This is a genomic window from Paraburkholderia ginsengisoli NBRC 100965 (genome assembly GCF_000739735.1).
Taxonomy (GTDB): Bacteria; Pseudomonadota; Gammaproteobacteria; order Burkholderiales; family Burkholderiaceae; genus Paraburkholderia; species Paraburkholderia ginsengisoli.
In genome coordinates, this window is record NZ_BBJF01000011.1 from 122554 (window position 1) to 145408 (window position 22855).

At 65.1% G+C, this 22855-nt stretch carries 17 protein-coding genes and 1 pseudogene; 9 read left to right on the forward strand and 9 right to left on the reverse strand.

Annotation, left to right across the window (positions count from 1 at the left end):
- The first annotated feature begins 113 nt into the window (after nt 1–113).
- Together BGI01S_RS19165 and gluQRS are read left to right on the forward strand one after the other, a co-directional pair.
- The gene (locus BGI01S_RS19165; protein ID WP_042327568.1) at nt 114–977 is read left to right on the forward strand and encodes a sulfurtransferase; all 864 of its coding nucleotides are present in this window, start codon (nt 114–116) and stop codon (nt 975–977) included.
- A 31-nt stretch (nt 978–1008) separates the two neighbouring features.
- Nucleotides 1009–1896, forward strand: coding sequence for a tRNA glutamyl-Q(34) synthetase GluQRS (gene gluQRS, locus BGI01S_RS19170; RefSeq protein WP_042327569.1), 888 nt, complete (start codon nt 1009–1011; stop codon nt 1894–1896).
- Nucleotides 1897–1997: 101 nt separating this feature from the next.
- On the opposite strand, the gene BGI01S_RS19175 is transcribed toward gluQRS, so the two are convergent.
- From BGI01S_RS19175 to purT, 6 genes are all read right to left on the reverse strand, one after another.
- The gene (locus BGI01S_RS19175; RefSeq protein ID WP_042327570.1) at nt 1998–3482 is read right to left on the reverse strand and encodes a DEAD/DEAH box helicase; all 1485 of its coding nucleotides are present in this window, start codon (nt 3480–3482) and stop codon (nt 1998–2000) included.
- A 488-nt stretch (nt 3483–3970) separates the two neighbouring features.
- Nucleotides 3971–5407: an aldehyde dehydrogenase family protein gene (locus BGI01S_RS19180; protein ID WP_042327571.1), complete on the reverse strand. Its 1437-nt coding sequence runs from the start codon at nt 5405–5407 to the stop codon at nt 3971–3973.
- A 120-nt stretch (nt 5408–5527) separates the two neighbouring features.
- Nucleotides 5528–7180, reverse strand: a complete 1653-nt coding sequence (locus BGI01S_RS19185; protein WP_042327572.1) for an acetolactate synthase large subunit — start codon at nt 7178–7180, stop codon at nt 5528–5530.
- Nucleotides 7181–7455: 275 nt separating this feature from the next.
- Complete coding sequence (locus tag BGI01S_RS19190; RefSeq protein ID WP_042327573.1) at nt 7456–7824, reverse strand: MliC family protein; 369 nt, start codon at nt 7822–7824, stop codon at nt 7456–7458.
- Nucleotides 7825–7933: 109 nt separating this feature from the next.
- Nucleotides 7934–8125: a DUF6726 family protein gene (locus BGI01S_RS19195; protein WP_042327746.1), complete on the reverse strand. Its 192-nt coding sequence runs from the start codon at nt 8123–8125 to the stop codon at nt 7934–7936.
- 209 nt (nt 8126–8334) lie between these two features.
- Entirely contained in the window at nt 8335–9549 is a 1215-nt protein-coding gene (purT, locus tag BGI01S_RS19200; RefSeq protein ID WP_042327574.1) for a formate-dependent phosphoribosylglycinamide formyltransferase, read from the reverse strand.
- A 314-nt stretch (nt 9550–9863) separates the two neighbouring features.
- Here purT and BGI01S_RS19205 point away from each other — a divergent pair, with 314 nt between their 5' ends.
- The 3 genes and pseudogenes from BGI01S_RS19205 to BGI01S_RS31470 all read left to right on the forward strand — a co-directional run bounded on the left by BGI01S_RS19205 (nt 9864) and on the right by BGI01S_RS31470 (nt 15062).
- A complete protein-coding gene (locus BGI01S_RS19205) occupies nt 9864–10403 on the forward strand; it encodes an META domain-containing protein (RefSeq protein ID WP_042327575.1) in 540 nt (179 codons plus the stop codon).
- 300 nt (nt 10404–10703) lie between these two features.
- Nucleotides 10704–14799: pseudogene (locus BGI01S_RS31465) on the forward strand (DNA translocase FtsK); the annotation flags it as partial.
- A 38-nt stretch (nt 14800–14837) separates the two neighbouring features.
- Nucleotides 14838–15062, forward strand: a complete 225-nt coding sequence (locus tag BGI01S_RS31470; RefSeq protein WP_425497451.1) for a DNA translocase FtsK — start codon at nt 14838–14840, stop codon at nt 15060–15062.
- Nucleotides 15063–15236: 174 nt separating this feature from the next.
- Here BGI01S_RS31470 and BGI01S_RS19215 read toward each other — a convergent pair whose 3' ends face one another.
- A complete protein-coding gene (locus tag BGI01S_RS19215) occupies nt 15237–16583 on the reverse strand; it encodes a lactonase family protein (RefSeq protein WP_456299629.1) in 1347 nt (448 codons plus the stop codon).
- A 237-nt stretch (nt 16584–16820) separates the two neighbouring features.
- Here BGI01S_RS19215 and BGI01S_RS29715 point away from each other — a divergent pair, with 237 nt between their 5' ends.
- Complete coding sequence (locus BGI01S_RS29715) at nt 16821–16973, forward strand: DUF3096 domain-containing protein (protein ID WP_084585423.1); 153 nt, start codon at nt 16821–16823, stop codon at nt 16971–16973.
- Between the two features lie 197 nt (nt 16974–17170).
- On the opposite strand, the gene BGI01S_RS19220 is transcribed toward BGI01S_RS29715, so the two are convergent.
- Complete coding sequence (locus tag BGI01S_RS19220; protein WP_042327578.1) at nt 17171–17416, reverse strand: hypothetical protein; 246 nt, start codon at nt 17414–17416, stop codon at nt 17171–17173.
- Nucleotides 17417–17646: 230 nt separating this feature from the next.
- Here BGI01S_RS19220 and BGI01S_RS19225 point away from each other — a divergent pair, with 230 nt between their 5' ends.
- A complete protein-coding gene (locus tag BGI01S_RS19225; protein WP_042327579.1) occupies nt 17647–19527 on the forward strand; it encodes a glycoside hydrolase family 15 protein in 1881 nt (626 codons plus the stop codon).
- 181 nt (nt 19528–19708) lie between these two features.
- The gene (locus BGI01S_RS19230; RefSeq protein ID WP_042327580.1) at nt 19709–20986 is read left to right on the forward strand and encodes a polyhydroxyalkanoate depolymerase; all 1278 of its coding nucleotides are present in this window, start codon (nt 19709–19711) and stop codon (nt 20984–20986) included.
- 115 nt (nt 20987–21101) lie between these two features.
- Here BGI01S_RS19230 and BGI01S_RS19235 read toward each other — a convergent pair whose 3' ends face one another.
- On the reverse strand, nt 21102–21734 hold the full coding sequence (locus BGI01S_RS19235) for a TetR/AcrR family transcriptional regulator (protein ID WP_042327581.1): 633 nt from the start codon (nt 21732–21734) through the stop codon (nt 21102–21104).
- A 237-nt stretch (nt 21735–21971) separates the two neighbouring features.
- Here BGI01S_RS19235 and rsxB point away from each other — a divergent pair, with 237 nt between their 5' ends.
- Complete coding sequence (gene rsxB, locus BGI01S_RS19240; protein ID WP_042327747.1) at nt 21972–22838, forward strand: electron transport complex subunit RsxB; 867 nt, start codon at nt 21972–21974, stop codon at nt 22836–22838.
- The last annotated feature ends 17 nt before the right edge of the window (nt 22839–22855 follow it).

The window sequence follows — 22855 nt, forward strand, 5'->3', positions numbered from 1 at the left end:
TCTATTCGACGTGGCCGCGACGCACGAGCTACCCAGGCTCGACGCGGCGGCGCAACGCGCCCCGCTCTTCGCCACGCCGGCCACTTCTTACTGCTGCTTATCGCTGGACAAACATGCGTATCGTCAATCTCTCCGCGTATCAATTCGCGACCATCGAAGACACCGCCGCCTGGCGCCCGCTCGTCACCGAGCGCTGCAACGCGCTCGGCCTGCGCGGCACCATCCTGCTCGCGCCGGAAGGCATCAACCTGTTCGTCGCCGGCACGCGCGCGAACACAGACGCGTTCATCGACTACATCCGTCACGACGCGCTGTTCGAAGGCAAGTTCGCGAATCTCCAATTCAAGGAAAGCCTGTCGGAGAAGCAGCCGTTCACGCGCATGCTGGTCAAGCTCAAGCGTGAAATCATCACGATGAAGAAGCCGGCCATCCGTCCGGAGCTGGGCCGCGCGCCGTTCGTCGACGCCCCCACGTTGAAGGCCTGGCTCGACCGCGGTCACGACGACGAAGGCCGCCCGGTCGTGATGCTCGACACGCGCAACGCGTTCGAAGTGGATGTCGGCACGTTCGACAACGCGCTCGACTACCGCATTACGAAATTCAGCGAATTCCCCGAGGTCATCGAGAACAATCGCGCCGACCTCGAAGGCAAGACGGTGGTGTCGTTCTGCACCGGCGGGATTCGCTGCGAGAAGGCCGCGATCCACATGAAGGACGTCGGCATCGAGAACGTGTACCAGCTCGAAGGCGGCATCCTGAAATACTTCGAGGAAGTGGGCGGCGCGCATTATCACGGCGACTGCTTCGTGTTCGACTACCGCACCGCGCTGAATCCGCAACTGGAGCCGACTGCCACCGCGCAATGCTTCGGCTGCCGCGCCGTGGTCCCGCCGGAAGCGCAGCAATCGCCGTTGTACGTGGCGGGCAAGACGTGTCCGGCGTGTCATCCGGACAGCAAGGCGGCGCGCGCCGCGTGATGGCCGCGCGCGGCAACGCCCTCACTCAACCATGACGTATCGCGGACGCTTCGCGCCGTCGCCTACCGGCCCGCTGCATTTCGGCTCGCTGGTCAGCGCGCTGGCCAGTTGGCTCGACGCCCGGGCGCATGACGGCGCATGGCTCGTGCGGATCGAAGACATCGACGGACCGCGCACGGTGCCGGGCGCCGCCGACGACATTCTCGCGACCCTCGAACGCTTCGGCATGCAGGCCGACGAGCAACCGATCTGGCAAAGCCGGCGCATCGCGCGCTACGAAGAGGCGCTGGAGCAGTTGAAGTCCACCGGTCTGATCTATCCGTGCGGCTGCACGCGCAAGGAAATCGCCGATTCGCTGCTCAACGCACACGCGCGCAACACGACCCTCGCCTACCCTGGCACCTGCCGCATCGGCCTGAACGGCAAACCAGCGCGCGCGTGGCGCCTGCGCGTACCCGACGGCGACGCCGCCGCGATCACGTTCGACGATCGCTGGCAGGGCGAGCAGACGCAAAACCTCGCCACTGAAGTCGGCGACTTCGTGCTGAAGCGCGCGGACGATCAATGGGCGTATCAACTGGCGGTGGTAATCGACGATGCGGACGCGGGCATCACGCACATCGTGCGCGGCGCGGATCTGCTGGATTCGACGGCACGGCAGGTTTATCTGCAACGCTGTCTCGGCGCACCCACGCCCTGCTATCTGCATGTGCCTGTCGTGACGAACGAACTGGGCGAAAAACTCAGCAAGCAGAACGGCGCAACCGCGCTCGACAACGACAAGCCGCTCGAAGCGCTGAGCGCGGCGGCGCGGCATCTGGGCCTCGACGAGCTGAGCGGCCACACGCATCCGACGCTGGAGAGCTTCTATGCCGCTGCAACGGCGGCGTGGGCGAAGCGGATGGGCGTGACAAAGTAAAAAGCGCTTCGCCGTTGTAGCAGCGAAGCGCTTGAGACGCCAAGGCGTTTGAAAGACGCTTGATAGACGCGTGGAGAACGCGTCAAAACGTCCCCTCAGAATTACGACGAGGAAGTCGACTTCCTCGGCATCCCGAACCCGCCCAGCAATGCCGCCAGCGGCTGCTTCGAGCCCGACTTCTGCGGCGCACCGGAAGCGGCAGCCGCTTCCTCGACCTTGCGCACCGAAGACGGCGACGGCTCATACGGCTTCAGGAAGAAATCATCGACGGGTTGCGCGCGATGGTGATGCGGCCGGTCGAACGAACCCGACGACGGCGCGCCCGTGCGACGGCGGCTGCCGCGCTCATCACGACCTTCACGGCCGTCACTGCTGCGCTCGCGGCGCGGCGCACGCTCTTCGTGGTGATGACGAACCGGCGCGGCGACGGTCAGGTGTTGCACGTCCAGCGGACGCTTGATCAGCTTTTCGATATCGGCGAGTTGCTTGCGCTCGTTCGGGCTGCACAGCGACAACGCATCGCCCGACGCTCCAGCACGGCCGGTACGGCCGATGCGGTGCACGTAGTCTTCCGCGTTGAACGGCAGGTCGAAGTTGATCACGGCCGGCAGTTCGGCGATATCCAGGCCGCGCGCGGCGACGTCGGTCGCGACCAGCGCTTCGATCTCGCCGCGCTTGAACGCGTCGAGCGCCTGCATGCGCTCGTTCTGCGTGCGGTCGCCGTGAATCGCGGTCGCCACCACGCCGTCGCGTTCGAGACTGCGCGCGAGACGGCTCGCGCCGATCTTGCTGTTGCAGAACACGATCACCTGCTTGAGGCTGCGCTCACGGATCAGTTGCACGACCGCGCCGGTCTTGTCGCCCTCGGCGACTTCGAAGACGATCTGCGTCACGTTGGTCGCGGTCGAGTTGCTGCGCGCGACTTCGATGGTCTGCGGGTTGCGCAGATACGTGGCGGCCAGCTTCTTGATTTCGCCCGAGAACGTGGCCGAGAACAGCAGCGTCTGACGTTCCTTCGGCAGCAGGTTCAGGATGCGCTGCAGGTCCGGCAGGAAGCCCATGTCGAGCATCCGGTCGGCTTCGTCGAGCACGAGAATCTGCACCTGGCCGAGATTCGCGGTTTTCTGTTGCACGTGATCGAGCAGACGGCCCGGCGTGGCGATCAGGATTTCGACGCCGCGGCGCAGTTGCTCGGACTGCGGATTCATATCGACGCCGCCGAACACCACCGCGCTGCGCAGCGCGGTGTGCTTCGCGTACGACTGCACGTTCGCGGCGACCTGGTCGGCCAGTTCGCGGGTCGGCGTGAGGATCAGCGCACGCACCGGATGGCGCGCGGGCGACGCGCTCGTGCTCGCCTGCGGCAGCAGACGCTGGATGATCGGCAGCGAGAAACTCGCGGTCTTGCCGGTGCCGGTCTGCGCGGCGCCCATCACGTCACGGCCGGCCAGCACGACGGGAATCGCCTGCTCCTGGATCGGCGTTGGCGTGGTGTAGCCCGATTCTTTGACGGCTTTCAGGATGTCGGGCGCGAGACCGAATTGATCAAAAGTCGCAGTGCTGGGCGTGACGGCTGTGTCGGACATGGTGGCTTTCGCTAAAAATGCGCTTGGCGCGGTGCGCGCGGCAGCGGTCGGAACCGCAGAGGGCATCAGGATGAAGGCGGAGCCACGGCGTACCGCACGGGACCCGTCAGTGCTTCGGGAAAATGCGGCCGGCTCCGGCCGGCGGAAAACACCCGCCGGAAAGGCCGGTATTGTAGCACTTCAGCAAAAACACTCATGGCGCATGTGGCGGCTTTCTGCTTACGACGGCGAAAGCTCGTCGGCGGGGCGCCGCCGGGGGCGTCGCGGGAGTCCTCGAGGTGCGCCGTTCAGCGTCCCCGGCGGCCGCCCGCCTCGCTGGCGAGCGTAGTGCGCGCAGGCGACAGTAGCATGACACGGCGCTTCTGCGAGCGGCGAACGCGGCTCGGGGCGCCGCCGGGTGCGGAGTGCCAGGTGCGCGGCGCACCCGGCGCACCCGCGCCCGCCCGCTTGCGGCCGCACCAAAGGCTCGCGGCCCAAAGCCGCCCCCCTCACCACGTCTCGCGCATCACCATCAGCCGCATCTCCGTCATATCTTCGATCGCGTAGCCCACGCCTTCGCGCCCCAGTCCCGAGTCCTTCACGCCGCCATACGGCATGTTGTCGACCCGGAACGACGGCACGTCGTTGATCACCACGCCGCCCACTTCGAGCGCGTCCCACGCGCGATGCGCATGCGCGAGCGAATCCGTGAACACGCCGGCTTGCAGTCCGAAGTCGCTGTCGTTGACGGTTGCTAGCGCGGCCTCGAAGTCGTCGAAGCGCTCCAGAATCGCCACCGGCCCGAACGCTTCCTTGCGATACAGGTCGGTGTCGCGCTTCACGCCTTCGAGCAGCGTCGCCTCGAACATCGCGCCGTCGACCTTGCCGCCCACGACGATCTTCGCGCCCGCCTGCACCGCACCGTCCATCCAGCCGGCGAGACGCTTCGACTCCGACTCGGAGATCATCGGTCCAACGAACGTCTTTTCGTCCTTCGGATCGCCCATCACGAGCGACTTCGTTTTCGCAATCAGCTTCTCGCGCAGCGCGTCATACACCTTCGCGTGCACCAGAATCCGCTGCACGCCGATGCAGCTCTGCCCCGATTGATAGAACGCGCCGAACGAGAGCCGGTCGACCACATAATCGAGCTTGTCACCCTGATCGCCGTCGACGATCGCCGCCGCGTTGCCGCCCAGCTCGAGAATCACTTTTTTCTTGCCGGCCTTCGCCTTCAGATCCCAGCCGACCGCCGGCGAGCCGGTGAACGACAGCAGCTTGAAGCGCTCGTCGGTAGTGAACAGATCGGCGCCGTCGCGATGCGCGGGCAGAATCGAAAACGCGCCCTTCGGCAGATCGGTTTCCGCGAGAATCTCGCCCATGATCAGCGCGCCGACCGGCGTGCGGCTCGCCGGTTTCAGCACGAACGGCACGCCCGCGGCGATCGCCGGCGCGACCTTGTGCGCGGTCAGGTTCAGCGGAAAGTTGAACGGCGAGATGAACGAGCACGGGCCGATCGGCACGCGTTTCACATAAGCGTGATAGCCCTTGGCGCGCGGCGAAATCTCCAGATTGACGATCTCGCCGTCGATCCGCACGCTCTCCTCGGCGGCCACCTTGAACGTATCGATCAGCCGCGTGACCTCGCCTTTCGAATCGTTGATCGGCTTGCCCGCTTCGATGCACAGTGCGAGCGCCAGTTCGTCGTAGCGCTCGCGAAAGCGCTTCACGCAGTGCTCGAGCACCGCCTGGCGCTTGAACGGCGGGAACGCGCGCATCGCGGGCAGCGCGTCGACGGCATGGCCGATCGCCTTGTCGATCGCTGCCGCGTCGGCCATCGCGACGCGGGTCGCCACTTCGCCGCTGAATTTATCGGTGACTTCGAGATCGGTGTTGGCGGCCACCGCCTCGTTGGCGAGGTAGTACGGGTAAGTCTTTTTCAACATGACGCGTTCTCCTTGATCCGATGCCTGACAGCGGCAATAGCAGTTGCAATAGCAGCGGCAACACCGCGCGTAAGCGCCATGCCGCCCGCTAACGGTTCAGATAAAACTCACGGCCACAGATCACAGCTGCGCGGACAGCCGCTTGATCTCGCGATTGAGCACGCGCTCGTTGTCCGAGTAGTCGATCGGCAGATCGATCACATGCACGCCGGGCGTCGCGAAGCACTCGCGCAGCAACGGCGCGAATTCCGCCGCCGTTTCGATCCGATGCCCGTTCGCGCCGTAACTTTGCGCATACGCGACGAAATCCGGATTGGCGAGCGTCATCCCGTAGTCCGGGAAATTCATGTTCTCCTGCTTCCAGCGGATCATGCCGAACGCGTCGTCGCGCAGAATCAGGATCACCAGATCGAGCTTCAGCCGCACGGCCGTTTCCAGTTCCTGCGAATTCATCATGAAGCCGCCGTCGCCGCATACGGCCATCACCTTGCGGTCCGGGTGCACGATTTTCGTGGCGATGGCGGAAGGCAAACCCGCGCCCATCGACGCGAGCGCATTGTCGAGCAGCAGCGAATTCGGCTCGTGCGCGCGGTAATAGCGCGCGAACCAGATCTTGTACATGCCGTTGTCCAGACACACGATGCCGTCGACCGGCGTGGTCTCGTACACGTCGTTGACGATCCGCACCGGGTACATCGGAAAACGGTCGTCGTGCTGGCCTTTGACCAGATGCGCCTCGAAGTGCTGCTTGATCTCCTTGAAGCGCGTGAAGTCCCAATGCTCCTGGCGCTCCTTGAGGCTTTCCTTCAACTGCCACACCGCATTGGCGATATCGCCGACCACTTCGATCTGCGGGAAATACACCGTGTCGACTTCCGCGCCGAGGAAGTTGACGTGAATCACCGTCTTCTCGCCCGCCTCGCCGCTGCGCATGAAGAACGGCGGCTTCTCGATCACGTCGTGGCCGACGTTGATGATGCAGTCGGCGTGCTCGATCGCGCGATGCACGAAGTCGCCGTCGGACAGCGTCGCGTTGCCGAGCCACATCGGATGCGATTCGTCGATCACGCCCTTGCCCATCTGCGTGGTGAAGAACGGAATGCCGATCTGGTCGACGAACTCGCGCAGCATCTTCGTGGTCGTCTTGCGATTGCCGCCCGCGCCGATCATCAGCAGCGGATGCTTCGCGTTGGTGATCGCCTCGACCGCGCGCGCGACCGCTTTTTCCTCGGCGACCGGACGGCGGCTGTAACTCTTCGGGATCGGTTTGCCGTCGCCCTCTTCGTGCGCGACGTCTTCGGGCAGTTCGAGATGCGTGGCGCCGGGCCGCTCCTCTTCGGCCTGGCGGACCGCCTCGCGCACCGCCGCCGGAATGTTGCTGATCGATACGATCTGCCGCGTGTACTTGGTGAGCGGTTCCATCATCCGCACCACGTCGACGATCTGAAAATGGCCCTGCTTGCTCGACTTGATCGGCTTCTGTCCGGTGACCATCAGCATCGGCATGCCGCCTAGCTGCGCGTAGGCGGCGGCGGTCACGAAGTTGGTCGCGCCTGGCCCGAGGGTCGCGAGACACACGCCGGTGCGGCCGGTGAGACGTCCATAGGTGGCGGCCATGAAGCCGGCCGCCTGTTCGTGGCGTGTGAGGATCAGACGGATTTTCGAGCGGCGCAGCGATTCGAGCAGATCGAGATTTTCTTCGCCGGGGATGCCGAACACATACTCGACACCTTCGGCTTCCAGCGATTTGACGAACAGGTCCGATGCTTTCATTGAGGGTCTCGCTTGATGATACGGACGCGGGCCGGGAACCCTGCGGTCAGGGTCCGGAAACTGACGAAACGGACGATCGAAGACGACGACGGCCGCGCGCACGGCACGCGGCATGGCAGGACGGCACGGCGAATGCCATGTCGGACAGCTTACTACTCGAACGGAAACGATGTGTGCAGCGGGGCAATGCCGTGCGGCGGCGAGGACGTGAAGCGATGAAGGCAAGCGGCGGCGGTGATACGCGCAAGGTGGGCCGCCGCCTCATGACGGCCGGCCTAACGGACGATGGTGACGCAGTCGGAGAGAATCGGCGGCGCATTCTCGCCGCTCATCGCGTCGTACAGGTCGGCGCGCGGGCCCTTGGTCCACCACGTGTAGCTGCCGGCCTGGTATTTCGCGCCGGACGCCGACATCGTGTTGACGAACAGCAGCTGTTTGCCTTTCACCGGCACCAGCGCGAAGCTCTGACCGTTCGCGGTGTTCCAGTACGTGACATGAAGAATCTTGCCGGTCGCGCAGGTGTATTTGTGGGTCTGGCGATTTTTGGTCTGAATCTCGGCGAACTGCAACGGCGCGGCCCACGCGTTGCCGTATAACGCCGCGAGCCCTGCCGCCGTGATGGTTGCAACCAGCCATGTCTTCATCGGATGCCTCGCTTGTTGCTGCTGAGTTGGTGCATTCGTTGCTGCATACCCACAGGACTGAACACAGACCTCGCGCGCCGCTCGGCGTAACGCGGCGTGTCCCGCTTGCTCATGGATCGATGACGGCCGCGCACGCGTCGGTCGGCGCGGCGGCGACGTGCCCGACCAGCGGCACGATCTTCAGGCCCGCCGATGCAACCCGGCACGGCGCGGCGGCGAGCCCGCACCCCGTCATGCCGGCGCACAGCGCGAGCGCCACGCCGAGCGCGCCGAGACGGCCGGCCAGATCGCGCCGCGTCATATTGTGCGATTCGTTGTGCGACTCGTTGTGCGCCTCGTTGTACAACTCGTTGCGCGATTCAGGCGCCATACCTACCTCTACTCCGATGAGCTCGCCGAGCTTTCATCATCATTGCGATTGATTGCGCGCGCGGCGAGTCTCGCCGGCGCAGGGGTCATGCAGCGCGCCGAGACACGCGTGAGCGCATCGGCGCGCGCCGCCATGACGGCTTACTTCGCCGACACCGGCCGCACCGCCGCCGCGGCCTGCTTCGCGCGGGCACGGGCTTCGTCGAGATTCTCGCCGGTGGCGAGCGCCACGCCCATGCGGCGCTTGACGAAGCTCTCCGGCTTGCCGAACAGGCGCAGGTCCGCATTGGGCACCGCCAATGCCGCCGCGACGCCTTCGAATGCGATACCTGCTTCGTCGAGACCGCCGTAAATCACCGCCGACGCGCCGGGCGCCCGCAGCGACGTATCCACCGGCAGGCCGAGGATCGCGCGCGCATGCAGTTCGAACTCGGAGAAGCGTTGCGAGCACAGCGTGACGAGCCCCGTGTCGTGCGGACGCGGGCTCACTTCGGAGAACCACACCTCGTCGCCACGCACGAAAAGCTCCACGCCGAAGAGACCGCGGCCGCCGAGCGCCGCCGTCACCTTGTGCGCCACTTCGCGCGAACGTTCGAGCGCGAGCGGGCTCATCGGCTGCGGCTGCCACGATTCGACGTAGTCGCCCGCCACCTGCACGTGGCCGATCGGATCGCAGAAATACGTGCTGACTTCGCCGCTCGCCGGATCGATCGCGCGCACGGTCAACTGCGTGATCTCGTATTCGAAATCGATAAAGCCTTCGACGATCACGCGGCCGTGATTCACGCGGCCGCCCGCCATCGCGTATTGCCACGCGGGCTCGACGTCGGCGTCGGTTTTGAGCACCGACTGCCCCTTGCCCGACGACGACATCACCGGCTTCACGACGCACGGATAGCCGACTTTGGCGATGCCCGCGCGCAGTTCGTCGAGCGAATCGGCGAACGCGTACGGCGAGGTCGGCAGGCCGAGTTCTTCCGCGGCGAGACGGCGGATGCCTTCGCGGTTCATCGTCAGCTGCGTGGCGCGCGCGGTCGGGATCACTTCGGCGAGACCGTCGGTTTCGATCGCGGCGAGCGCGTCGGTGGCGATCGCCTCGATCTCGGGGACGATCAGATGCGGGCGTTCCTGCTCGACCAGCGCGCGCAGCGCGGCGCGGTCGGTCATGTCGATCACGTGCGAGCGATGCGCGACCTGGTGACCCGGCGCGTTCGGGTAACGGTCGACGGCGATCACTTCGACGCCCAGCCGTTGCAGCGCGATGATCACTTCCTTGCCGAGCTCGCCGGCGCCCAGCAGCATGACGCGCGTGGCGGATTCAGAAAGGGGCGTGCCGATCCGTTGGCCGATCTGCATGGGGTCTCCAAAAAAGTCAGGATGAGGGTGGGATTGGGTAGAGCCCGATGTTAACATGCGGGCCCCCTGTCGCGGCTTGCCGGCGAGTTGCCTGCGCCTTGCTCGCGGCGGTCTCATTTTCCTGCCCTTGTGCGTGCGCGACGGGTGCATGAAGGCTACGCGGTGGGTACGTGACGGGTCCATGAGCGACGCAGCGGCGGCGCGCATCAGCCCCGCCGCTATCTCACCAGAGTGTCCGCATGCCGTTGCGCTCGCGTGCGGCAAGCTTAGTGCGTTACCCTTACGCCTTCGCCAGTTTGAAGAGGAACGACGCCATGCTTCAAAGCTCCTCCGCGCGACCCGTTGCGCGCTTCACCCCGTACCTGCGTACGGCCCTTGCCGCGCTGAGCGTCGCCGCGCTGCTGGGCGCCTGCGCGATCCCGAAACATCCCGACGCGGCAGCGCCCGCGCCCGATCCGTTCAATCCCGCCGCCGCGCAACTGCTCGACGACACCAGTTGGGTGCTAAGCGCGTGGAAGCAGGCCGACGGCACGCCGCGCGCCATTCCATCCATCGCCGACGGCGGTCCGATCACCCTCACGCTCTCCACGTCGACCGGCCAGCGGCACGCGAGCGGCTTCTCGGGCTGCAACCGCTTCATGGGTTCGTACGCGCTGAAGGACGGCAAGCTGAGCTTTGGCCCGCTGGCCGGCACGCGCATGGCGTGCATGTCGGCGGGCGGCAAGATCGAAGGCGCGTTTCTCGATGCGTTGACACGCATCGACCGCACCGGCGTGCAGATGCGCGAGCCGCAGCAGATGCAGCTCGTGCTCGATAACGGCGATACGCTGACTTTCGATCGCAACACTAAATGAGCGATGTGCGCAGCGGGCGGCGGATTACCGGCCCGTTGTGCGACATAGTGGTGTGGCGCTGGGCCGGCGCATGCGCCAGTGAACGCGCCATCGAACGCGCGCGGCCGCGTTCGGGACATGCTGCGCGATGCGCGCGGCGCGTTTCATGAGCCGTAGTTTTTCGCCGATGGCAGACCGCGCGCCGGTCTGCTCTCCCTTGGGACGCAAGCATACTTGCGTCGGCCTTCGAAGCCTTGGGCTTCGCCGGTTTAAACTCGACGGATTGCGTTTTTTCGCGTTCGTCATTCGTTGATGTCTAGTATGCACACGGTAGTTTTCGGCTGGTTCGGCGGGTCGGCCGTCTGGTTCATTCCTCTTTTGTGGCGCCTCGTGAAGTCGGTGCTGCCAGGCGGCGCAGGCTTGCGCGGTCCCGGCACGATCCGTCTTTGGCTGGGCTTCGTCTGCGTGTTGGTGGCGAGCTGCACGCTGGAGGCGTCGCTGCTCGACGTGGTCGGCGTCAATGGCTTCGGCCATGCGCTGGCCGCGGGCTTCGGTCATCTGCTCGGTCGCATCGGCACGCCGCTCGCGGCGCTCGCGCTGCTGCTGATCAGCCTGCCCTGGCTGATCGATTTCCGCTGGCGCGATTTCGCCGCGTGGGCGGACGGCGCGTTCGGCCTCGGGCTGTCGCGCGGACTGGCTAAGCGCGATGAGGAAGCGCGCCGTCATCGCAGCGTCGACGATGGTTTGCCTTCGCATGTTTCGCCGGCCACCAACACGATGGCGCCGAAAAGTAATGGGCGTTATGCGCGGCCGACGGTGTGGCGTCCGCCTGCGAGTGGACGCGGTGCGGGGGCGGCCGGCGCGGCGGCGGGTAAGGATGCGGCGGCGCGGGGTGCGAGAGCGAGCTGGCGCGCGGGCGCCACGGCTTCACGCAGCCAGGCGGCGCAGATCGAGCCGGTGCTGCGTACGGGCACGACGACTTCGACGCGGCAGACGTCAATTCCAGGACGAGCGCCGAATGCGGATAACTCGGCGTTCATGCCGACCGAGCCGGTCGCGCCTGTTGGGTGGTTGCGGGAGACAGGCGCGCGGGGGGGAGTGGGCGGGGCTTCTTCGGCTTCGGCTGCTTCGGCTGCCTCCGGTGCCGTGTCGCGCGATGCAGCGTTGCAGGTCGGCCGGCGCTCGGCTGGCGAACAGCGTCCCGTGGGACCGCTTGTCGCAGGCGCGGATTGGGCTGGGGTTTCTGGTCCGGCTTCTGCCGTAGGTGCTGGTGTTTCCGTTGCCGGTGCCGCTATTTCTGGTGCCACTGCTGCCGCGCCGGGCGCTGCGGCGCAAGCCGTGAATGCCGCCGCGGCGCGCACTGCGCCGCGCGCAGCCGCAAGTTCTGCGGCCGGTTCGATGACGAATGCCGCAGCCGGCGCGAACCGTTCATCGGCGACGATGCCTCGCGCGGCGGCTCCGCTCGACCGCGCCGCGACACCTGGTCAGCCATTTCCGTCCGTCCCGCTTGCGAACGCGGGCATGCCGACGTCGACCACGCGTCGGCCGGCACCGAGCTACACCCGGCCGATGGCGAACGCACAGAAAGTTTCGCCGCCCGCCAGCGTCCAGGAGACGCTGCGTAGCATCGCGGAAAACGCCGCGCGCTGGACCGATCTGGCCGGCGTGAGCCTCGCGCGCAGCAGCGGCGCGGAAGGCGCGAAGACAATGGCGGCGAGCAACGAGGAACCGGCGGTGGAATCGATGGAGTCGGTCGAGTTTGGGCAGACCGGTCAGCATGCGCAGGGGCTCGGCGCCATCGAGACGACTTCGTCGACGAATTCGAATGAGCCTTTGCCGGAGGTCGTCGAGCCTTCGGTTGCGCAGTCCTCGGTGCAGGCCTCGGTGCAGTCCTTGGCACAGCCCTTGGCGCAGCGGCCGGTCGAAGCGGCGTCTGTCGAATCGTCATGGATGCCTACCGCTTTCGATGCGCCAGTCGAGGTCGACGCCGTGCCTGTCGTGCAATGGCCGATCGAGCCGCCGATTATTCACGCGCCGTCGATGGCTGCGCCCGTGCCGATGGGTGATGCGGGCGGCGCGTCCGAATCGGTTGCGGCGGGCTCGGCTGGTTTTGAGTCCGGGGTAGCGACACCGGATGCGTTCACGCCGGCTTTGTCTACGCCTGCTGTGGTCGCACCTGTTGTGTCTGCGCATGCTCCGTCCACGTCGGCTGAGTCCGCGCCCGCCGAGTATGGACCTGTTGCGTCAACGCATGCTGTGCCAGCACCTGCTCTGACCACACCCGTTGCGTCTGCGCATGCTGTGTCCGCGCCGGTCGAGTCCGCACCTTTCGTCGCGTCGACGCGTGCTCCGTTCACATCGGCTGTCTCCACGACCGCCGAGTACGCACCTGCCGCATCCACGCCGACGCCGTTCCAAATCTTCGCGGCCCAGTTGCAAGCGAGCGATGAACAACCGGACGAGTCGTCGTTCGAAGATGAATCGACGCAATCGGCCGTGCAGATCGACGGTGACGCGCACCCGAGCAGCACGGTCGCGCAAACGGTCGACGAAGCCATCGAGCCTTCGTCCACTATCGCGCCGAGCCTCGCCGCGTTCGCGAAGCCACAGGTCCCCGCGCATCGGGAAGAGACCGCGCCGATCGCAGAGCCGCGCGACGTCCCCGCAGCGACGACGCAACCGCCAATTCCGGTCGCGGAAGTCGTCATCGATAAAGCGCTCGCGCCTTGGCAGAGCCGAAGCACCGCCGTCGCGGCGCAGCATGCGCTTGCCGCCAGCCATCCCGTCGTGCAGACCGAAGTGCGGACCGAAGCGCCGACCGCTCACCATACGCCGTTGCCGCAAGTCGCGGGCGCAAGCGCAGGCGAAGCACCGGCCCCGGTCCAGCCGGCGACGTCGAACGCCCCCGCCGTGCACGACGCATCGGAAGCCGGGAGCACTTTCACACCGGTCACAGTGACGACCACGGCAAACCCGGCCCAGCAGCAGTCTCCGCAACCGCTGCAATCACCGCAGTCGTCGCAGTCGCTGCAACCCGCGCAATCAGCGCAATCGCCGCAAAGCCCCGAGCCGCACGCACCACTGCCGACCCCACCCACGGCCGAAGCCCCGCCCCCGGAACCCACAGTCGTCCAGCGCCCCCCGCTGCGCGGCCACGCTCCAGTGAACGGCTTCGAATTCCATGCGCCGGCCGCGTCGATGGTCGAGCTGCCGACGCTCGATCTGCTCGCGCCCGCCGACACCGACATCGAGCCCGTCTCCGAAGAAAAGCTCATCGAGACCGGCCTGCTGATCGAGCAGCGCCTGCAGGAATTCAAGGTGCCGGTGACCGTCGTCGGCGCATCGGCGGGACCGGTCATCACACGCTTCGAAGTCGAGCCGGCGCTCGGCGTGCGCGGCAGTCAGATCGTCGGTCTGATGAAGGACCTGTCGCGCGGTCTCGGCCTCACGTCGATCCGCGTCGTCGAAACGATTCCCGGCAAGACCTGCATGGGCCTCGAATTGCCGAACGCGAAACGCCAGACTATCCGCCTGTCCGAGATTCTCGAAGCGAGCGTCTACCAGAACTCGCATTCGCAACTGACGCTCGCGATGGGCAAGGACATCACCGGCCATCCGGTCGTCGCCGACCTGGCGAAAGCGCCGCACATGCTGGTCGCGGGCACGACCGGTTCGGGCAAGTCGGTCGCGATCAACGCGATGATCTGCTCGCTGCTCTACAAGGCGACGCCCGAGGAAGTGCGCCTCATCATGATCGATCCGAAGATGCTGGAGCTGTCGGTCTACGAAGGCATCCCGCACCTGCTCGCGCCCGTCGTCACCGACATGAAGCTCGCGGCCAACGCGCTCAACTGGTGCGTCGGCGAAATGGAGAAGCGCTACCGGCTGATGTCCGCGGTCGGCGTGCGCAACCTCGCCGGCTTCAACCAGAAAATCCGCGACACCGAGGCGAAAGGCAAGAAGCTCGGTAACCCGTTCTCGCTGACGCCCGACGCGCCGGAACCGCTCGCGCCTTTGCCGCTGATCGTGGTCGTGATCGACGAACTCGCAGACCTGATGATGGTGGCGGGCAAGAAGATCGAAGAGCTGATCGCGCGGCTCGCGCAGAAGGCTCGCGCCGCCGGCATCCACCTGATTCTGGCGACGCAGCGGCCCTCGGTCGACGTGATCACCGGGCTCATCAAGGCGAACATTCCGACGCGCGTCGCGTTCCAGGTGTCGTCGAAGATCGACTCGCGCACGATTCTCGACCAGATGGGCGCCGAGTCGCTGCTCGGTCAGGGCGACATGCTGTTCCTGCCGCCAGGCACCGGCTATCCGCAACGGGTCCATGGCGCTTTTGTGGCCGACGAGGAAGTACATCGGATCGTCGAGTACCTGAAGCAGTTCGGCGAGCCGCAGTACGAGGAAGGCATTCTCGACGGCCCGGCCACCGATGGCGGCGCGGCGCAGGATCTGTTCGGCGAATCGCCGGACGCGGAAGCCGATCCGCTCTACGACGAGGCCGTCGCGTTCGTCGTGCGCACGCGGCGCGCGTCGATCTCGTCGGTACAGCGGCAATTGCGCATCGGCTACAACCGCGCGGCGCGCCTTGTCGAACAGATGGAGACGGCGGGACTCGTGTCGGCGATGAGCATCAACGGCAGCCGCGAAGTGCTCGCGCCGGGACCGGCGGAATAGCGGACCGGCCGCGTTGCCGCCGGCTGAAAAGGCGACGGACGCAATGCTTCCAACGAGTGCGCAACCGTCTGCGATACGCACTGAGCCGCAAGCAAAACGGGTCGCTCAAAAGGCGACCCGTTTCGCATCTCATACCCGCGCGTTCACATACCTATGACACGCGCCGCCCCCCTCTCACGACGGCGACACCAGTTTGAAATCCACCGGCGCACCGAGTTCGAAGTGCTGCTTCGGCGTCGGATCGAGCAGACCGGTCTGCTGATCGCGCTTGAACACATACACGCTATCGCTGTTCTGATTGCCGACGATCAGCCAGTTGCCGCTCGGGTCGATCGCGAACTCGCGCGGCGACTTGCCGAGGCTCGATTGATGGCCGATCTTCTTCAGATGTCCGTTGGCGGGATCGACCGAGAAGATCACGATCTCGTTCGCGTCGCCGCGATTGGACGCGTACACAAAGCGCCCGTCCGGCGACAGATGGATCGCCGACCCGCCCACCGCCCCCTTGAAGCCCGGCTGCGTCATGGGCAGCGTTTGCACCAGCTTGAGCTTGCCGTCGCTGTAGTCGAAGGTGCTGACCGACGCGTTCAGTTCGCTCGTCAGATACGCATGCTTGCCGTCCGCGCCGAAGATCAGATGGCGCGGCCCCGTGCCCGCTTTCTGCTGGGTGTAGCCCCAGTCGGTCGGCGTGACCGGGCCGCGGTTGTCGCCGGGCGTGTAGCGATACGAGTACAGCTTGTCGGCGCCGAGGTCCTGCGCGAAGAGATAGTGTCCGTCCGGCGAGAACACCGTCGAGTGAACGTGCGAGTTGTCCTGACGCCCCTTTACCGGCCCGCCGCCCTCGTGATGCACGGTGAGTACCGAGCTGCCGAGCTGGCCGTCGCCTTGCACCGGGAACACCGCGAAGCTGCCGCCCGGATCGGCCGCCACCGAATAGTTCGCGGTCAGCAAATACTTTCCGTCCGGCGACAGACTCAGATAGCACGGATCATTGCCATCCGACGACACCTTGTTGAGGAACGTCAGTTGCCCCTGCGCGGCGTCGAAGCCAAACGCGCTGACGCCGCCGCGCTGCGTGGCCGGGCCATCGTCGCCGGGCAACTCGTTGACCGCGTAGACGAAGCGGCGGTCGCGGCTCACCACGAGGAACGACGGATTGACCGTCTGCGCCACCGACACGCGCGTGGCCGCGCCCGTCTTCGTATCGAAGCGATAGACGTAGATGCCCTCGCTCTTGCCGCTGGTGTAAGTGCCGACCAGCATGTTGTAGACGCCGTCCGTGGGGACCGGGCCGGAATCTTGCGCATACGCGTGCGAAGCAACAATCGAGACCATGAGCACGAAACCTTTTATTATCGAACGGGCGGCGCGTAGAGGAGCAGGTCGCCCCGTGCGCCGCAACGCGTGATCAGTAGCGGAGGGCAAAACGGAAAGCAGAACGGAAGGCAACAAGGCAGGCGGAACGGAACCCGAAGCGGAACTCGAAACGGCACGCGCGGCCGCCCGGCGACGACGAAGCATATGACCTCCTGGACATCGGTGATTGGGTGAAGCGATTGTCATGGTGTCACTGGTCTGCCGCGCGGTCGGTCGAGCGTTGTTCTTATCGAGGCAAGTATAAAAGCGTTGGGTCGGATCATGCAGCGGATCATGCAACGCATGCGGCTACCGTCATCCGGCGCGCATCGGTAGTCATTGCCCCGCGTCGCGGGGAGTTTTTTCAATCGCGTCTTACGCGTCTCACACTACGGAGTCTTCATGAACGTCACACTCAGCCTGGGCCCGGTCGTTTCGTTGATCGCCGGCATCCTGATTCTCGTGATGCCGCGTCTGTTGAACTACATCGTCGCGCTCTATCTGATCCTCATCGGCATCATTGGGATTTTCGGTGTGGGCTCGACGCATTTCTGAGCCGGCGGCAACGGATGAACGAAGCCGGGCGCGTGCCCGGCTTCGTCGTGCGTAGTCGGTGGAATCGGCGGGATCTGCGTGGTCGGTGGGAATGTACTGAATGCGGAACGCGGACGGCGCGACGAGACGCATGCGCCGCCGGCACGTTGGCAAATCAACGAAGCAAAAGACGCACGGGATGCGCTCCGCCTTGACGCTCAACCGTTGGAGAGCTGGTCGAGCCGCAGGCGCCCCTGCAACGACAGAGCGCCGACGGCATAATGGCCGTCACCTTCCTGGTAGCGCCGGAAGCAGTCCCGTTCGACCAGAAACGCGGCGGCGGTCAGCATGCCGTTGCGGCTCAGGCCCAGCCGGCCGTGATCGAGCGGCAACATCGAATCGCCGGCGAGTTCGCTGGCGGCCGAGAGTATCGTGATGCAATCGGATTTCGTCGGGTTCAGCATGGCTTTCGTCCTCGGAAACGGCGTCTGCGTGCGCCATGGGCAAGGCCGACTCTCGGCCCGGCAGGGCTCCGGACCTCGGCTCGAAATCCGATTGTAGGCATTGATTTGACAATTACCAACCCACGTTTTGCCGCATTGCGTGATGAACCAATGTGCATCGCGCGAGTCCGGTAATAACCATGACCCCAGCGCGACGGCCTTGCCGTGCGTCATCACTGACACGCTTCTCTATGCCTGCACTCATCGAAGACTATGCGCTCATCGGCGACGGCCACACGGCCGCGCTCGTCTCCCGCGACGGCTCCGTCGACTGGCTCTGCTGGCCGCGTTTCGACTCCGGCGCGTGCTTCGCCGCCCTGCTCGGCACGCCCGACAACGGCCGCTGGCTCATCGCTCCCGTATCGGACACCGCGCCCACCATCACGCGCCGGTATCGCGGCGAGACGCTGATCCTCGAGACCGATTTCGAAACGCCCGAGGGCGCCGTCACGCTGATCGACTTCATGCCGCCGGGCAACGGCTGGTCGGAGATGGTGCGTATCGTCGTCGGCAAGCGCGGCACCGTGCGCATGAAGATGGAGCTGGTGCTGCGCTTCGACTACGGTTTTTCGATTCCGTGGGTCGATCGGCTCAAGCACGACAGCGGCATCAAGGCGATCGTCGGACCGGACAACGCGGTGCTGCGCACACCGGTCGAGTTGCGCGGCGAAGATATGAAGACGGTCGCCGAATTCACGGTAAGCGAAGGCGAACGCGTGCCGTTTTCGCTCGCCTACGCGGCGTCGCATCTGCGCATTCCGCCCGCGCGCGATGCGCACACGTCGCTCGCGCGCACCGAGAATCACTGGCTCGAATGGTCGGCGCGCGGCACCGTCGAAGGGCGCTGGGCCGGCGCGATCCGCCGCTCGCTGATCACGTTGAAGGCGCTCGCCTACGAGCCGACCGGCGGCATCGTCGCGGCGCCCACAACGTCGCTGCCGGAGCAGCTCGGCGGCACGCGCAACTGGGACTACCGCTACTGCTGGCTGCGCGACGCCACCATCACGCTGCTCGCGATGATGCGCGGCGGCTACTACGACGAAGCGCGCGCGTGGCGCAGCTGGCTCGGCCGCGTGATGGCCGGCTCGCCGGAACAGTTGCAGATCATGTACGGCATTGCCGGCGAGCGGCGGCTGCCGGAGTTCGAGATCGACTGGCTGCCGGGTTATCAAGGCGCGAAGCCAGTGCGGATCGGCAACAACGCGGTCGGCCAGCGCCAGCTCGACGTGTATGGCGAAGTGATGAACGCGCTGCACCTGGCGCGCGTCGGCGGCCTGCAGGCGGACGACACCGCGTGGAACGTGCAGCGCGCGCTGCTGGAGCACTTGGGCACGATCTGGCAGGAGCCCGACGAAGGCATCTGGGAAACGCGCGGCGGCCGTCAGCATTTCACGTTTTCGAAGGTGATGGCGTGGGTCGCATTCGACCGCGCGATCCGCTCGGCCGAAATGTTCAAGCTCGACGGCCCGCTCGACGAATGGCGCGCCACCCGCGCGCGGATTCACGCGGAAGTCTGCGAGAAGGCGTGGAATCCCCAACTCAATGCGTTCTCGCAGTTCTACGGCAGCGACCAGCTCGACGCGAGCGTGTTGCTGCTGCCGCTGGTCGGCTTCCTGCCGCCGCACGATCCGCGCGTCGAGGGCACGGTGGCTGCGATCGAGCGCGACCTGATGCACGACGGTTTCGTGATGCGTTACCGCACGACCGAATACGACGACGGCCTGCCGCCGGGGGAAGGTACCTTCCTTGCGTGCTCATTCTGGATGGTGGACAACCTCGCGCTGCAAGGCCGTATCGGCGAAGCTATTGCGATGTACGAACGGTTGCTCGCTTTGTGCAACGACGTCGGCCTGCTCGCCGAAGAGTACGACCCGGCCGAAAAACGCCTGGTCGGCAACTTCCCGCAGGCGTTTTCGCATGTGGCGCTGGTGCACACCGGCCTGAATTTGATGAAGCATGAGCAGGAAATGGCTCAGGCGACCGGTCATCCGTCGCATAACGGCAACCGCTCCGGAGAACTGAAGGATGAGGCAACCCCCGATAGCGGCGCGGCAACATCGCCAGTAGCATGATTCAATGACGGTTTGCGTGCTACCCGCGCGCAAATTGCTGCATTGCACAAGTGCGCTTTGTTCGATATGATCGATCAAACTGTCGGCCGACAATCAATGTGCCAACAATCAAAATGGCCCGCCGCAACGCTTCCCGCGTGTTTGCGAAGCCCCTTGCGAACCCGCTTAGAACGGAGCACCCATGCTCTATCAACTGCACGAATTCCAACGGGCGATGTTGAGCCCCCTTACCGCCTGGGCCCAGGCCGCGTCGAAATCGTTCGCGAATCCTGCCAGTCCTTTGGCCTATGTGCCGGGCGCAACCCGTCTTTCAGCCGGCTACGAATTGCTCTACCGGCTTGGCAAGGATTACGAAAAACCCGAGTTCAATCTCCACCAGATCGTTAAAGATGGTCATAACATTCCGATCATCGAACAGATCATTGTCGAGAAACCGTTCTGCCGTCTGATGCGCTTCAAGCGCTTCGCCGACGACAGCGACGCTGTCACCCAGTTGAAAGACGAGCCGGTCGTACTAGTGTGCGCGCCGTTGTCAGGGCACCACGCTACGCTGCTGCGCGACACCGTGAAGACGTTGTTGCAAGACCACAAGGTCTATCTGACCGACTGGATCGACGCGCGCATGGTGCCGCTGGAAGCCGGCGAGTTTCGTCTGGACGACTACGTTGCGTACATCCAGGATTTCATCCGTCACATCGGCGCGAAAAATCTGCATGTGATCTCGGTATGTCAGCCGACCGTGCCAGTGCTCGCCGCCATTTCGCTGCTGGCGAGCCGCGGTGAAGACACGCCGCGCACCATGACGATGATGGGCGGGCCGATCGACGCGCGTAAAAGCCCGACCTCGGTCAACTCGCTGGCGACCCAGCATTCGTACGAGTGGTTCGAGAACAACGTGATCTTCACGGTGCCGCCGAATTATCCGGGTGTGGGCCGTAAGGTTTACCCGGGCTTTCTGCAGCACACCGGCTTTGTCGCGATGAATCCGGAACGTCACGCGGCCTCGCACTGGGACTACTACCAGAGCCTCCTGCGCGGCGACGAAGACGACGCGGAAGCGCATCGCCGCTTCTATGACGAGTACAACGCCGTGCTCGACATGGACGCCGACTATTACCTCGACACGATCCGCGTGGTGTTCCAGGAATTCCGTCTGGCCGAAGGCACGTGGGACGTCTCCGGCGAGCGGGTGAAGCCGCAGGACATCACGAAGACCGCGCTCTTCACGATCGAAGGCGAGCTGGACGACATTTCCGGCGACGGCCAGACCTATGCCGCGCACGAGTTGTGCACCGGCATTCCGGAGCAGAACAAGCGGCACTTCACCGCGGAAAAGTGCGGCCACTACGGCATTTTCTCGGGCCGGCGCTGGCGCACCATCATTTATCCGCAGCTGCGCGACTTCATCCTCGAGCACAACAAGGCGGCGAAGGTAGTGAAGGAAAAAGTCGAAGCCTGAGCGGGCAACGCACGCGCGGCAGTCGACAACAGCAACGGCCTCTCAGGAGGCCGTTGTCGTTTGTGATGCCGCTGCGCGACGGCTATGCGCGACACGTACGCCGCGAGCCGCGCGTCTACTTGCGCAACAGATACGCGAGCAGCAACTCGGTGTTCATCTGAATCACTTCGCTGCGTTCGGCCGCGCTGCTGAAATCGCGTCCGAGCGTCGCTTCGAGCGTGAAGCGGTTCGACACGATGTAGTAGCCCATGCCCGACAACGTCACGTAAAAGCGCAGCGGATCGACGTTGGTGCGAAACAGTCCCGCGCGCTGACCGCGTTCGAGAATGCCGCCGAGCGTCGCGACGATCGGCGAGATCATTTCGCGGATGCGCGTCGACTTCTGCATGTAGCGTGCTTCGTGCAGATTCTCGTTGTTGATCAGACGCAGCAACTCGGGATGATCGCGGTAGTAGTCCCACACGAAATGCGCGAGGCGCGTGACGGCCTCGACCGGCGCGACGCCATTCAGTTCGAGCGTACGCTCTGCTTCGTTGAGCGCGCTGAACGCGTGCTCGAGTACTGCGGTGAAAAGCTGCTCTTTGCTACCGAAATAGTAATAGAGCATGCGTTCATTCGTTTCCGCGCGGCGGGCAATCTGATCGACGCGCGCGCCGAATAGCCCACCATTCGCAAACTCTTCGGCCGCCGCAAGCAGAATGCGGCGCCGCGTGCCTTCAGGATCTCTTTTGATTTTCGGCTGATTCATGGTGGCATCGTCTTCGTGAGCCGCGTTATCCGGATCGCGCCGCCGGCCTCTCCTCGGGCCTTGCACCGACAGCGTTGAACGGGCGCGCCATGGTTGGGGAACACCCTTTTCTGCGGTCTTTCGAAAAAGCGCTTCGATTATGGCACATGGATTGCGAATGGCAATTGGGGAAATCGGCGATAATGTGCTATTTAGTTGAAGCTGTGCGGCCGCAAGCCAAGCCCCCACGTCGTGACCGTGACAGAAATTAAAATACTCGCAGATCGCATCGAAGATCTGCTGCCCCAAACGCAATGCACGAAATGCGGTTATCCCGCATGCCGTCCTTACGCCGAAGCCGTTGCAAACGGCGAAGCCAATTACAACCAGTGTCCTCCCGGCGGCGCCGAGGGTATCGCGCGCCTCGCCGCGTTGCTCGGCAAGCCGGTTATTCCGCTCAATTCCGCCAATGGCGTCGAGCGGGCGCGTCCGCTGGCGGTTATCGACGAACAGGTGTGCATCGGTTGCACGTTGTGCATGCAGGCCTGTCCGGTCGACGCGATAGTTGGCGCACCGAAACAGATGCACACCGTGATCGCCGAGCTGTGTACCGGCTGTGATCTGTGCGTGCCGCCGTGCCCGGTCGACTGCATTGCGATGCCGTCCGTCACGGGCGAGGCCGCCGGCTGGGACGCGTGGAGCCAGAGCCAGGCCGACGCCGCGCGCGCGCGTCACAACCGGCGCGAAGCCCGTCTCGCCCGCGAGCGCGAAGCCGCCGAAACGCGTGCCGCGGCGCGCCGTGCCGGTAGTGGTCCCGCCGCTCAGCAAACCGCGGAGGCGAGTCAAACGGCACAAGCCGCGCAAACCGGCGCAACGGCGACGCCTGCGGCGCCCGCCGTTGAGGATGCCGAAGCGAAGAAACGCGCGATCATCCAGGCCGCGCTCGAACGCGCTCGCAAGAAGAAAGAAGAACTCGCCGCCAAAGGCCAGGGCCCGTTGAACACCGAGCGTGTGAGCGCCGACGTGCAGGCGCAGATCGACGCCGCCGAAGCACGGCGCCGCCGCCTCGGACTCGCCGCCTCCTCCGGCGACACCGACGCCGACTCGCCGTCCAACCCGCGCTAAGCGCATCTGCCACGCTC

Excerpts from the sequence above, each read along its gene's own strand:
- BGI01S_RS19165 (WP_042327568.1), top strand. The coding sequence starts at position 114 with ATGCGTATCGTCAATCTCTCCGCGTATCAATTCGCGACCATCGAAGAC.
- gluQRS (WP_042327569.1), top strand. The coding sequence starts at position 1,009 with ATGACGTATCGCGGACGCTTCGCGCCGTCGCCTACCGGCCCGCTGCAT.
- BGI01S_RS19175 (WP_042327570.1), bottom strand. The coding sequence starts at position 3,482 with ATGTCCGACACAGCCGTCACGCCCAGCACTGCGACTTTTGATCAATTC.
- BGI01S_RS19180 (WP_042327571.1), bottom strand. The coding sequence starts at position 5,407 with ATGTTGAAAAAGACTTACCCGTACTACCTCGCCAACGAGGCGGTGGCC.
- BGI01S_RS19185 (WP_042327572.1), bottom strand. The coding sequence starts at position 7,180 with ATGAAAGCATCGGACCTGTTCGTCAAATCGCTGGAAGCCGAAGGTGTC.
- BGI01S_RS19190 (WP_042327573.1), bottom strand. The coding sequence starts at position 7,824 with ATGAAGACATGGCTGGTTGCAACCATCACGGCGGCAGGGCTCGCGGCG.
- BGI01S_RS19195 (WP_042327746.1), bottom strand. The coding sequence starts at position 8,125 with ATGACGCGGCGCGATCTGGCCGGCCGTCTCGGCGCGCTCGGCGTGGCG.
- purT (WP_042327574.1), bottom strand. The coding sequence starts at position 9,549 with ATGCAGATCGGCCAACGGATCGGCACGCCCCTTTCTGAATCCGCCACG.
- BGI01S_RS19205 (WP_042327575.1), top strand. The coding sequence starts at position 9,864 with ATGCTTCAAAGCTCCTCCGCGCGACCCGTTGCGCGCTTCACCCCGTAC.
- BGI01S_RS19215 (WP_456299629.1), bottom strand. The coding sequence starts at position 16,583 with ATGCTTCGTCGTCGCCGGGCGGCCGCGCGTGCCGTTTCGAGTTCCGCT.
- BGI01S_RS29715 (WP_084585423.1), top strand. The coding sequence starts at position 16,821 with ATGAACGTCACACTCAGCCTGGGCCCGGTCGTTTCGTTGATCGCCGGC.
- BGI01S_RS19220 (WP_042327578.1), bottom strand. The coding sequence starts at position 17,416 with ATGCTGAACCCGACGAAATCCGATTGCATCACGATACTCTCGGCCGCC.
- BGI01S_RS19225 (WP_042327579.1), top strand. The coding sequence starts at position 17,647 with ATGCCTGCACTCATCGAAGACTATGCGCTCATCGGCGACGGCCACACG.
- BGI01S_RS19230 (WP_042327580.1), top strand. The coding sequence starts at position 19,709 with ATGCTCTATCAACTGCACGAATTCCAACGGGCGATGTTGAGCCCCCTT.
- BGI01S_RS19235 (WP_042327581.1), bottom strand. The coding sequence starts at position 21,734 with ATGAATCAGCCGAAAATCAAAAGAGATCCTGAAGGCACGCGGCGCCGC.